Below are 10,725 nucleotides of genomic sequence, written 5' to 3' on the forward strand. Positions count from 1 at the left end.
GCCTGATCGTCACCGGCCATTCGCCCGGCGTGAATATGGTGGCGGCGTGAATCGCGCCGACCTGCACATGCACACCAATCTGGGTGACGGCTGGATCAGTCCCGCGCGGGTCGTCCGGGAAGCGGAACGGGCCGGCCTCTCGGTCATCGCGGTCACCGACCACGACCACCTCGAAGGCGCCAAACGGGTGGAAGAGCAGATCGTCGCGCGGCAGAGCCCCGTACGGCTGATCAAAGGTGTTGAAGTGTCGACCCGGAACGGGCACCTGATCGGGCTCTTCGTGAACCGCGCTCCCAAACCCATGCGCCCTGTGCAGGAAAGCATCGACGCCATCAAGGAGCAGGGCGGCCTCGTCGTCGTGGCTCATCCGATGGGACGGCTCGTGCCCAGTCTGAGCCGGCGGAAAATCGACGAACTGCTCGGCGGCGGCTATCAGATCGATGGCCTCGAGATCTACAACCCGAGCCCGGCCAACGCGTCCCGGCGGGCCGAGGTGGCGGCGGCCAACCGGGACTGGGGGCTGGCCGAGATCGGGTCGAGCGACGCCCATTTCTGGCAGCATATCGGCGCGGGCTACACGCTGTTCGAGGGCGACCTCAGAACGGCCATCACCGCGCGGGAAACCCAGGCCGGAGGTCAGGAGAAGCCGCCCGTACGGCTCAATCCCGCCTCCTATGTCGCCCAGTGCGCGTGGAGCTGGTTCGTCGACCCACCCCGGCGCCTGATCAGGCGGCTAGGGCCACCGACAACGGAGCGGGCCAGAAACGCCGGAACATGAACCACTGCGCGGGGGAATGGCGGACCACTTCTTCCTGGCAGTCGAACATGTACTGGGTGAGGCGCCGGATCTCCTCGGTCCGTTCCGCTTTCGTGTTCACCGGCCGGGGAAACATCGGCGGGAACGTGCGGATGTAGAAGCCGGACTTCGGTGCGTACCAGAAATAGCCGGGGAGAATTGCCGCGCCCGACTTCACCGCGAGTGCCCCCGCCCCGGCCGGCATATAGGCGCGGCGGCCGAAGAAGGTCACCGGCACGCCGTGTTCCGGGCCGACCGGCCGGTCGACGACGATCGCCACCGCCCGGCTGTCCCGCAGGTCGCGCAGCACCCGCCGGGGCGCGCCCGCGACCGGGATGATCTCGACGTTCTTGTCCCGCCGGTGCCCCTGCAGGAGTTGGTTGAGCCGTTCGTCGTTGAAGGTGTCGACGACCGCCGAGACCGGCACGTGTCGCGCGGCCACCGCCCCGGCCAGATCCCAGCTGCCGAAATGGCCGGTCGTGATGACCGTTCCCTGACCGGGCGCCATGGCGTCACGCAGGTGTTCGTGCCACGCCGCACCGACCGTCAGATCCGTCGTCCGCGCATTCACGTCGGTGATATCGACATAGGGCAGACAGACCAGAGACGCCGCCGTACGCCCGTAGTTGCTCCACGAACTCAGAGCCGTCCGCCGGGCGAGTGGGTGACCGAACGGCACGCCGAGAACGGTGGCCATGTTCTCCTGGGTGATGAGCCGCTTGGAACGCCACCCCAGATAACTGGCCGAGGTGACCGTCGATGCCACCGCGTGCCGGACGCGCGTTGGCGTCCGCCCGGCGACGGCGATTCCCGAATGCGCTAGCCAATAGACCGACGACACGTGTGGACCGTAAACGAGGTGCAGCAAACGGCTTTCCGCCACTGATTGAACTCTTTATGGCACTGTCGTGAAGCGGGCGATCCGGCCGAGCCGCTCCGGGTCCGGCCACTTGGCGTCGTACGCCCACCCGAACTTCTCGAACAGCCAGATCACCCGGGCCGAGATGTCGACCTCACCCCGCCGTACGCCATGACGGGCTTGTGTGGGGTCGGCGTGGTGCAGGTTGTGCCAGGCCTCGCCCATGCTCAACACGGCCAGTGGCCAGAAGTTGGTGGCCTTGTCGCGGGTGGCGAACGGCCGCTCGCCGATCATGTGGCAGACCGAGTTGACCGACCAGGTGACGTGGTGCAGCAGGGTGACCCGCACCAGCCCGGCCCAGAAGAACGCGGTCAGCGCACCCAGCCACGACCAGCTGATCAGCCCGCCCATGACCGCCGGGGCGATCAGCGTGACGATGGTCAGCGGCCCGAACAGCTTGTGCATCACCCGCATGTCCCGGTCGGCCAGCAGGTCGGGCGCGAACCGTTCCTGGTTGGTCAGGTTGCGGTCGAGGATCCAGCCGAGGTGGGCGTGCCAGAACCCGCGGACCAGCGCGGCCGGCGACGTCCCGAACAGCCACGGCGAGTGCGGATCGCCCTCCTTGTCGGCGAACGCGTGGTGCCGCCGGTGGTCGGCCACCCAGTGCAGGATCGGTCCCTGCACGGCCAGGCTGCCGGCCACCGCGAGCCCGAGCCGCAGCGGCCGGTGCGCCTTGAACGAGCCGTGCGTGAAGTACCGGTGATAACCGACGGTCGCACCCAGGCACGTGACGACGTACCAGCCGACCGCCAGCGCCACGTCCAGCCAGGTCAGACCCCAGCCCCAGGCCACCGGCACGGCGGCGACGAGCGCCAGGAACGGCACGATGACGAACAGGTAGACGGTGATGTGGGCGGGCAGCGGCCGTCGCCCACTGAACAGACTCTTGGGTCCGCGGCGGGCCGGGGACAGAATTTCGGCGGACTCGCTCATCAGGATCACTCCAGCGTCCGGACTCGATGCGCGTCAAAGTAGGCGCCCGCGGCGGCCACCGGACGAACCCCGGCCCACCCGCACATGAACCGCCGAGGTCAGGCGACGAGGATCACGGCCCGCGCGTCCGTATTGACGAGAGCCCCCGTCCCGAGCGACGCCGTGGCCCGCTCCCAGTGGACATGTCCGCACAGTGTGAGCCCGGGCGGCCGACGCTCGAGCAAGGCCCGGATGGCCGGGTTTCCCCGCTGGTCGGCAGCGTTGCCGGTGGGCCCTTCGTGCAGCAGCAGAACGTCCGGCGCCGGATTGGTCGCCCTTTCGACGGCGGCCAGAAATTCCTTTCCCGTACGCCTCATAGCGCGCCCCGGATCACCGATGACACCCCCCACGCCCGCAACCGTGAGGCCCCCGAACTTCCGTCGTTCCCCGTCGAGCAGCGCGATGTCCGCCCCGAGCCCGGCCACCCGCGAAGCGTCCACCTCGTCGTGGTTGCCGGCCACCCCGAACACCATCGGACAACCCGCGGCGGCAAAGGCGAGCCACACATCGAACACGTCACCGGACGCTCCCCGCACGTCAGCGTCCGGAGCCGAGTAGAGGTCGCCGGTGAGCAGAACACCCAACTCCGTCGGCGGTGGCAGCAACCCTTCGTCGGCCCACACGTGCAGATAGTCGGCGAGTGCCACCCCGAGCAGCCCGGCTTGCCCGCTGACCGGGGAGGGCGCGATTCCCTGCAGATCACCGGCCACGAGAACTGCCGAACAGCCGGCCGGCAGCGAATCCACCCGCAGTAGTTCGACGTCGAGCCGAACGGCCTCGGTGCCGCCACCCCGCGCAGCGCTCAGAAACGGAACCGAGGTCCACCGCTCAGCCCGCCCACTGAGCAGACGCATCATCGCTCAGTCCAGCTCACGCCGTCGCAGAAAACGCCATTGCGGCAGAGCGCTGAGCCGTTCCCGCACCTCGTCGGGGTGCGCGGATTCGTTGACCAGAAGCAGATGCCGATAGTCGGGGAATCCGGGGAGCTGAAAATAGTCTCCGGTTTCATCGCGGAGGTCATTGGACTGCAGAATCAGTTCGCCGCCTACGGCTGGTGGCCCGGACGCGTGAAAATATCGACCGCGGTAGTCGCTGTCGTGTTCCTCCCACGTGATGCCCAGGACGTCGGCGAGCCGACCCGGCTCATCGCCGAGAATCGCCTCGGCCAGACCGTAGACGTCGTAGACGACTGACACGCCAAGTCCCATCTCGCATTGCCGTCCAGGCGGTCAGAACCATACCCGGATCGTCGGTTTCCGTTCGACGGCATCGGTCATCGAACGGTAGATCATGAGGTTGATTCTCCGGGATGCCTCAGTCGACGCGTCCCGCACCACACCGTCCAACCCAAGCACTCGCAAGTCTTCGGCCATGAGCGGTCCTGTGGTGACCCCGTCTCCTCGGAACGGCACCCCGAGGTTACGTGCGGCGGTGTAAACATCGTCACCGGCGATCGCGATGTCGAAGTCGCTCTGGCGTCCCGGCCGGTCGAACGGTGTCCCGTCGTCGGCACTTCGATTCGTGACGGCACTTCCCTGGAAGCCCATCTGCAGATCCGGATAGCGCTCACGCATACGATCGCGCACTCTGCCGGCGAAGTCCTTGAACGAGTCGAAGTCGTCGAATCCGTGCGGCACGGTGCGACGGTCGGGTTGCCGTGGCTGACTGCCACCCTTAGAACCGGATCCGCGCCCGAGTTCCGCCTTGTCTGCGGCGTCCCCTTGCGCCTCGGCGATGCTTCTCGGTGGCCTGCCGCCGCCACCTCGCCGTCTGCGTCGCCCGGTCACGCCGGCCACCTGAGGAAACAGGTGCGATAGACGTCCATTCAGCGCCTCCGCTCGCTGCGTCGAGGAAGCCTGCCGCCGACCACCGTATCGATCGATGTCTAGAGAATCATTTCCCGTACGGCTGAAGGGCTGTCGACGAACGCAGCTGCGGAGGACCCGAGTAAGGCCAGCAGCAAGCGGCTCATGCCGGCGTCGGGGGTGCAGCAGTCCATTACTGGCCCGTGCGGCCGTCGATGCACTCGCGCAGCAGGTCGGCGTGGCCGCAGTGCCGGGCGTACTCCTCGATCATGTGGATCAGGATGTCGCGGACGGCGATGTCGTCGTCCCACGGCGTGTGGATCCGGGCGCTCAGGTCGGGCCCGGCGTCGAGCCACGCGTCGGCGGCGGCGATCTGCGCCCGCCACTGGGTGAAAGCGTCCTCGACCGCCGCCGTGTCGGCGACGGCCTCGTTGAAGTCGAGGTCGTTGTCCTCGGGAGACCAGAAGATCCGCGGCACGTCGAAATGCTCCTGAAGGCAGCGGTAGAACCAGTTGTGCTCGACCCGGGCCATGTGGCGGACCAGGCCGAGCAGGCTCATCGTGGACGGCGGCACCGAGCGGCGGGCGAGCTGCTCGGGCGTGAGGTCGTCGCACTTCAGGCCCAAGGTGGTCCGGTAGTTGGTGAGGTACTCCCGGATCACCTCGAGCTCGTCGACCGGAGTGTTGGTCTTGCGGGGGTCGTCCGCCTCGGGCATCCACATCCCGTCGAAGCCGACCACATGTTGATCCGTCATGGCCCCCACCTTGGCCGAATCCGCCACCCGCGCGCTATCCCGTTTCAGATGAGCCAGCGGTTCTTCTGGACCAGCGGGAGCTTGGCCCACCACCGGCCCAGACCCCACGTGTGCCCCGCGTAGGTCAGGGCGAGGGCGATCGCCGCCACCGCGTAGAAGAAGTGGTAGTCGACGATCGGGTTGCTGGAACCGCTCGCGAGGGGCCACTCGGCCAGCCACATGAAGGCCATCATCGCGGTGGCGCCCACAGCGGCCAGACGCATGCCGACGCCGGTGATGAGGGCGACACCGATCGCGAGCATGCCGAGCATGAAGCTCCAGTTGGCCCATCCGGCGCCGGCGATCGAGTGGAAGAAGCCCTGCAGCGGCCCGACCTCGAGGCTGGACAGGAAGCCCTTGGTCGGCGACCCGCCGTTGATCCAGGCCCGCTCCCACGGGGTCGAGTAGCCCAGCCCGAAAGTCTTGTCGAGGAAGGCCCACAGGAAGACGAACCCGAGCGAGACCCGGGCTACGGCCAGGGCTTTCGCGCCGGGCGCTTCGATCGTCGTCAGAGGGGCCACGTCGTTGCGGGGGATGGTGGTCATCGTTGCCTCCTTCATCGTTTCTCTCGTCTCTGAGACTCCTCCGATGCGGGTGGTGACACCCGGGCCGTCGATCCCGACCCGGTGGGACCAAAGTCCTGTGACAGGGGTCACGCTGGGGCGATCAAACGGGTACCGTACGGAGGGATGGCAGAGCTCTACTCACGACGGTCGTTCCTCGCCGGTGTGCTCACCGCAGGGACGCTCTCGGCGGGTGCGGGCTACGTTCTGACCCGCCGTGAGCCGGTGACCCTCACCCTGGCCACCGGGGCCGACCCGACCGGCGCCCGCAACCTGCTGGTGACGATGTGGAACCAGTTGAACCCGGACGCGCTGATCCGCACCGAGACGGTCCCCAGTTCGACCGGCGACCAGTACGAGAAGTTCCTCAGCACCGACGCCGACATCTTCAACCTCGACGTCATCCACATCCGCCGGTTCGCCGACGAGGGCCTGATCGTCCCGATCACCCCGAACCTCGACATCTCGCTGCTCGACGAGGTGCGCCGGCTGTCCGAGCGGGCCGGCACCGGCGAATTCTGGGCCGTCCCGTTCAACACCGACGTCGGCATGCTCTACCGGCGGGTCACCGACAAGGCGGTGGCCGACCCCGAGCCCAGCCTCAAGGGCGTGCTGGCCGCGAATCCGGGCCAGTTCGTCGGGCAGCTCGAGACGGTCAGCCCGCAGACCGACGAGGCGTTCGTGGTCAACGTCCTCGAGCAGGCCCTGGCCCAGGACGACGCGATCCTCACCACCGACGGGGTGCTCTCGTTCAGTCTCGGCCAGTGGCAGGAGGCGCTCGGACCGCTGGCGGCGGCGATCAAGGGGCGTCGCGTCCGTACGGAAGCGGGCGAAGCCGACACCACCCGCACGTTCCAGCGCTCGCAGCTCCGCTACATGCGCAACTGGCCGGTCTCCTACCCGGCGATCGACCGGGCCGAGCGCACCAAGGTCACCACCGCCGAGATCCGGATCGGGCGGCTGCCGACCGGCATCATCGGCGGCCAGAGCCTGGCCGTCTCGGCCGAGAGCAAGCACCGCGACGTCGCCGAGCAGGCCATCCATTTCCTCACCAACCGGTCGGCCCAGCTGCTGCTGGCCAAGTACGGCTTCGCGCCCACCGGGCTCGACGCCTACATCGACCAGCGGCTGGCCGAGTCGCTGCCGCACCTCAAATACATCCGGTACGCGGTGGAGTCGTCCCGCCCGCGGCCGATGCACCGCAACTACGCCGAGTTCGCCCGGGTCTTCGCCGAGCACACCCACCGATACCTCTACGACGGTGAGCAGCTCACCCAGCGCTTCATCGAAGACATGCAGAAGGAGCTCGCGTGAACGCCGGGGCGCTCGACGCGTGGCAGATCCCGATCCTGGTCACCGCCGTGATCGTCCTCGTCGAGGCCGGCTTCAACCTGATCCTGCGGTTCCGGGGTGCGCGTCCGCCGTCCCCGCGCGTACGGACGGTCGGCTTCGGGATTCTGGTGGTGCTCACCGTCGTGGTCTTCGTGGCCGCGCTGGGCCCGACCCGGGCCGACCAGCTGTCCAGTGTGGCCGCCGCGGTGGCCGCCGTCGTCGCGTTGTGGCTCACCTACCGCTCCTACAACACGACCGTCAAGAAGCCCGGTAAACCAGCGGACGAGCCGGAAGATCAGGAGAATCGTGAACATGGGTGACTTACGAGTGGTCGTGTGCGGTGGCGGACCCGCCGGGGGAGTGCTCGAGCTGATCGCGGCCGCCTGTGAGCGCGGCTGGACGGTCGACGTCACCGCGACCCGGAACGCCCTGGACTTCATCGATCCGGCCGAGGTGACCCGGGCCTGCGGCCGGCCGATCCGCACCACCTACAAGTTCGCGGCCGACGGCACCCGCATCTCCCCGCCGGCCGACGCGATGATCGTGGCCCCGGCGACGTTCAACACGATCAACAAACTGGCCAACGGTATCGCCGACACGTACGCGCTCAGCTCGATGGCCGACGTGATCGGCCGCGGTGTGCCGACGGTCGTGGTGCCCGCGGTCAACGAACCCCTGGCCGCCCGCCGGCCGTTCCGCCGTTCGCTCGACGAGCTGCGGGCCGAGGGCGTCCGGGTGCTGTTGGGCCCGGTCGACGGCTGGCTCCCCGGCAGCACCGACCCGTTCCCCTGGATCAAGGCGCTTGACCTGGTCGAAGACATTTTCGGTTTGACAAGGATCGATAGTAGCGCTCACATGGGTGCGTGAATCGGCGTCTGCTTCCGGTACTTGTGCTGACCATGGCCGCGATCCCCGCGACGGCCGCCGCCCGTGATCAGGTCGCGGCGATGACCCTGCCCGAGAAGGTCGGACAGATGGTCGTCTCGTACGTCTACGGCGCCGACGCGACCACCGTGTCCGCCGCCGACGCCACCGCCAACGAGGCCATGTTCGGTGCCGGGGTGACCACGCCCGCCCAAGCCGTCGCGAGGTTCCACCTGGGCGGCGTCATCTACTTCACGTGGAGCCGCAACCTCACGAACCCGCCGCAGATCGCCGCCCTGTCCAACGGCCTGCAGCGGGCGGCCGTCGCCGACACCGGGATCCCGCTGCAGATCAGCACCGACCAGGAGGGCGGCACGGTCAACCGGATCGGGGCGCCGCTGGCGATCTCGCCCGGCAACATGGCGATCGGTGCGACGTTCGATCCCCGTACGGCGTACGACGCGGCCAAGGTCAGCGGCACCGAACTGCGCGCACTCGGCATCAACGTCACCCACGCCCCGGTGGTCGACGTCAACACCAACCCACGCAACGCGGCCGACGGCGTACGGGCGTTCAGCGACCGTACGGCCCACGTCGCCACCTTCGGCGTGGCGGCCGAGCGCGGCTATCACGCGGCCGGCATCGGCACGACGGCCAAGCACTTCCCGGGCCTCGGCGACACCACGGTCAACACCGACAACGGGGTGGCCGTCACCGACGAGACCCGCGCTCAGATCATGCGCACCCACGTCCCGCCGTTCCGCGCGGTGATCGCGGCCGGCGCCGACAGCATCATGGCGGCCCACATCGTCGCCCCGTCCCTCGACCCGACCGGCGTTCCGGCCAGCCTGTCCCGTCCGATCATCACCGGCCTGCTGCGCGACCAGCTGCACTTCAACGGCGTCGTGGTGACGGACGCCCTGGAGGCCGCCGCACTCGAGGACTACACCGACGAGCAGGTGATCCTCGGCGCGGTCAAGGCCGGCGTCGACCAACTGCTGATGCCCCGAAGCGTCCCCGGCGCGATCCAGATCCTGCTCGATGCGGTGGAACGAGGGGAGATCAGCGAGGCGCGCATCGACCAGTCCGTCCGCCGCATCCTCAAGACCAAGAAGACCATTTCCCCGTACGTGCCGGAGCCTCCCGTGGTCGGCACCCCCGCCGCCGTAGCCACCATGAATGAGATCGCGGCCCGCTCGATCACCAAGCTGCGCGGGGCTGACCTGCCGTTGCGCCCCACCCAGAAGGTCCTGGTCACCGGTTGGGGCGCAAGCACGACCACCAACCTGGCGACGGCCCTGGGCGCCACCCGCTTCTACACCGGCTCACCGTCGGACGACCTGATCACCCAGGCCGTGGCCGCAGCCCAGCAACACGACGTGACGGTGGTCCTGACCTCGAACGCCTGGGCCGACCCGACCCAGGTCAAGCTGGTCCAGGCCTTGCTGGCGACCGGAAAACCCATCATCCCGGTAGCCGTGAACACCCCGTATGACCTGGCAACCTATCCCACGGCAAAGAACTTCGTGGCCGCGTACGGCTACCAGCCACCCACTGTTGCCGCGCTGGCCGCAGTCCTGCAGGGCAAGGCCCAAGCCACCGGCCGCCTCCCGGTGACGATCGAGGGCCTCTACCCGTACGGTGCACGCGGCCGCTGACGTCCTACCGCTGCCTCGCACCGGAGTCGGACGCCCGCCCCAGCGACACCGGGCCGGACCGTGGCCGATCACGGCGCGCGACGTGCCGAGGCCATTCCACCTCGATCCGGCCGGTGCCGCTGACGCGCGATCGCAGCGACCGCCGGGCCGGACACGTCGAGGCCCAACGCGGTACGCGCTCGCCGTGATCGTCGAAGTGCAACGCGCTGAAGGCATTCCGTTCGATCCGGCCGGTGCCGCCGACGCGCGGTCGCAGCGACCAGAAATCAACGCGCGGGTGGTCGCCCAGCGGGTGTCCGGCGCCCACCGAAGCCGCAGCCATGCCAACCGGCGTGCCCGGACAACCCACGGCGACCGCGAACGTTCCTTTCCGGACCACCTTCATCCACACCGCAAGCGTCGACCGCCTTCGCGTGACTCCGCGACCGGGCAAGCACACGACCGCGCGACTGCGTGACTGCGCGACCGCGTGACTGCGCTCCTGCTCGACCGTGTGACTGCGTTCTTGCGTGACCGCGAACGTTTCTTTCCGGACCGCTTCATCCACACCTTTGGCGTCGACCGGCTTCGCGTGACTCCGCGACTGGATAACCACGCGTGTCTGCGCGACCGGGACCGCGCGACCACGCGACTGCGCGACCGTGTGACTGCGTTCTTGCGTGACCGTGAATGTTCCTTTCGGACCGCCATCGTCCACACCTTTGGCGTCGACCGGCTTCGCGTCACTCCGCGACTGGGCGACCACACGATCGCGCGACTGCGCGACTGCGCGACTGCGCGACTGCGCGACTGCGCGACCGCGTGACTGCGCTCCTGCGCGACCGTGTGACTGCGTTCTTGCGTGACCGCGAACGTTCCTTTCCGGACCACCCTCATCCACACCTTTGGCGTCGACCTGGGCCTGCCCCGATTTGGCGGACATCTGAGATCAGGAGTCTTCGGGCTCCGGGAGGATGTCCAGCATCATGGAGAGCATGGGAAAGAAGCGACCTCGGCCGCGTCGGGCGTTCACGCCGGAGTTCA

Annotated in this window: 13 protein-coding genes; 5 read left to right on the plus strand and 8 right to left on the minus strand. The window is 68.3% G+C overall.

Annotation, left to right across the window (positions count from 1 at the left end; all coding sequences use genetic code 11):
* Nucleotides 1-46: 46 nt before the first annotated feature.
* Nucleotides 47-778 (plus strand): PHP domain-containing protein, encoded by a 732-nt coding sequence (locus KOI35_RS41205; protein ID WP_215795165.1) that lies wholly within the window; start codon nt 47-49, stop codon nt 776-778.
* Here the strand turns inward: KOI35_RS41205 and KOI35_RS41210 are convergent.
* The 7 genes from KOI35_RS41210 to KOI35_RS41240 form a co-directional block, all read right to left on the minus strand.
* Nucleotides 726-1,637: a lysophospholipid acyltransferase family protein gene (locus KOI35_RS41210; RefSeq protein ID WP_215795166.1), complete on the minus strand. Its 912-nt coding sequence runs from the start codon at nt 1,635-1,637 to the stop codon at nt 726-728. The two genes, KOI35_RS41205 and KOI35_RS41210, sit on opposite strands and share 53 nt — an antisense overlap.
* A 54-nt stretch (nt 1,638-1,691) precedes the next feature.
* Complete coding sequence (locus KOI35_RS41215) at nt 1,692-2,648, minus strand: acyl-CoA desaturase (RefSeq protein WP_215795167.1); 957 nt, start codon at nt 2,646-2,648, stop codon at nt 1,692-1,694.
* A gap of 98 nt (nt 2,649-2,746) precedes the next feature.
* The gene (locus tag KOI35_RS41220; RefSeq protein ID WP_246614586.1) at nt 2,747-3,544 is read right to left on the minus strand and encodes a metallophosphoesterase family protein; all 798 of its coding nucleotides are present in this window, start codon (nt 3,542-3,544) and stop codon (nt 2,747-2,749) included.
* Between the two features lie 3 nt (nt 3,545-3,547).
* On the minus strand, nt 3,548-3,883 hold the full coding sequence (locus KOI35_RS41225) for a hypothetical protein (protein ID WP_215795168.1): 336 nt from the start codon (nt 3,881-3,883) through the stop codon (nt 3,548-3,550).
* Nucleotides 3,884-3,916: 33 nt separating this feature from the next.
* Entirely contained in the window at nt 3,917-4,324 is a 408-nt protein-coding gene (locus tag KOI35_RS41230; RefSeq protein ID WP_215795169.1) for a hypothetical protein, read from the minus strand.
* A gap of 361 nt (nt 4,325-4,685) precedes the next feature.
* A complete protein-coding gene (locus tag KOI35_RS41235; RefSeq protein ID WP_246614587.1) occupies nt 4,686-5,246 on the minus strand; it encodes a DinB family protein in 561 nt (186 codons plus the stop codon).
* Between the two features lie 44 nt (nt 5,247-5,290).
* Nucleotides 5,291-5,830 carry a DoxX family protein gene (locus KOI35_RS41240; protein WP_215795170.1) on the minus strand — a complete coding sequence of 180 codons (540 nt, stop codon included), beginning with the start codon at nt 5,828-5,830 and terminating at the stop codon, nt 5,291-5,293.
* A 144-nt stretch (nt 5,831-5,974) separates the two neighbouring features.
* Here KOI35_RS41240 and KOI35_RS41245 point away from each other — a divergent pair, with 144 nt between their 5' ends.
* From KOI35_RS41245 to KOI35_RS41260, 4 genes are read left to right on the plus strand one after another with little or no spacing between them, the layout of a single operon-like run.
* Nucleotides 5,975-7,162 carry an extracellular solute-binding protein gene (locus tag KOI35_RS41245; RefSeq protein ID WP_215795171.1) on the plus strand — a complete coding sequence of 396 codons (1,188 nt, stop codon included), beginning with the start codon at nt 5,975-5,977 and terminating at the stop codon, nt 7,160-7,162.
* Nucleotides 7,159-7,500 (plus strand): hypothetical protein, encoded by a 342-nt coding sequence (locus KOI35_RS41250; RefSeq protein ID WP_215795172.1) that lies wholly within the window; start codon nt 7,159-7,161, stop codon nt 7,498-7,500. Before KOI35_RS41245 ends, KOI35_RS41250 begins: the two co-directional genes overlap by 4 nt.
* The gene (locus KOI35_RS41255) at nt 7,493-8,047 is read left to right on the plus strand and encodes a flavoprotein (RefSeq protein WP_215795173.1); all 555 of its coding nucleotides are present in this window, start codon (nt 7,493-7,495) and stop codon (nt 8,045-8,047) included. Before KOI35_RS41250 ends, KOI35_RS41255 begins: the two co-directional genes overlap by 8 nt.
* Nucleotides 8,044-9,702, plus strand: coding sequence for a glycoside hydrolase family 3 protein (locus tag KOI35_RS41260; RefSeq protein ID WP_215795174.1), 1,659 nt, complete (start codon nt 8,044-8,046; stop codon nt 9,700-9,702). The genes KOI35_RS41255 and KOI35_RS41260 overlap by 4 nt, the downstream gene beginning before the upstream one ends.
* Nucleotides 9,703-9,706: 4 nt before the next feature.
* Here the strand turns inward: KOI35_RS41260 and KOI35_RS41265 are convergent, their stop codons facing one another.
* On the minus strand, nt 9,707-10,447 hold the full coding sequence (locus KOI35_RS41265) for a hypothetical protein (protein ID WP_215795175.1): 741 nt from the start codon (nt 10,445-10,447) through the stop codon (nt 9,707-9,709).
* Between the last annotated feature and the right edge of the window lie 278 nt (nt 10,448-10,725).

The sequence above is a fragment of the Paractinoplanes bogorensis genome (genome assembly GCF_018829635.1).
GTDB lineage: Bacteria > Actinomycetota > Actinomycetes > Mycobacteriales > Micromonosporaceae > Actinoplanes > Actinoplanes bogorensis.